Genomic DNA, 729 nt, shown 5'->3' on the forward strand with positions numbered 1-729 from the left:
TGTATCGTGGTTTTTTCGTTTATCTCTCTTCTGGGTTGGAAAGCTTTCTTTGGTGCATTGATGAGTTGCATGAAATGCGGGTGTTTCTGCTTTTCTTTAAATAGAGGGTGAGGTTTTGCTTTGGAATAGTGATTCTATTGTAAGGGGTAGTTTTCTTGTTTTCTTGAGAGTCTATACAGAATTGCTTGTGCCCAGTGTCTTTTATAATGACTTCATTAAGAGCTTGGGTATCAATATAAGTTCGTTCAGTTATGGAATCATTGTTCCTAGAAATGTTTTTAAAAAGCTGTTTTTTAGGCAAGGGAAAAAGCAGGCATAAAAGTAATTAATGTTGTCATAATATGTAAAATTGACTGTTTATCTGTATTGCACTTCATTCTATACTTTAAGAGGATCTCTATTTCATATTCTTATGAGGACGTGACATATCGTCATTAAGGGTACAAGCTGATTCTGATGGTAAGGTGCATGTGTTCCTCGATGGCATTTTTACCTCACCCTATGAAGCTACTGTTTATGCAGAGCAAAATGTGCAGGATCAAAATGCGCCGCTTTATTTTGTTGTGTTCCCTCAAGCGGATTCTGCTATTTCAGAACTTCTGGTCGCAGGCTATCAGAAGTTTATGGAAAATAACTTTTGGGGTTTGACCAATTTAACACAAGAAGCAAAAGATCTCATATCTCGTTATGGTAACACAGGATTGCATTTTGATGCCCATAGTCGTGGCA

1 pseudogene is annotated in these 729 nt (G+C 37.0%); it reads left to right on the plus strand.

The features are described from left to right. Positions 1 to 470: 470 nt before the first annotated feature. Positions 471 to 729, plus strand: a pseudogene (locus ACFIQE_RS11125) (filamentous hemagglutinin); the annotation flags it as partial.

The sequence above is a fragment of the Bartonella sp. AA1HLJMS genome (genome assembly GCF_042197445.1).
Taxonomy (GTDB): Bacteria; Pseudomonadota; Alphaproteobacteria; order Rhizobiales; family Rhizobiaceae; genus Bartonella.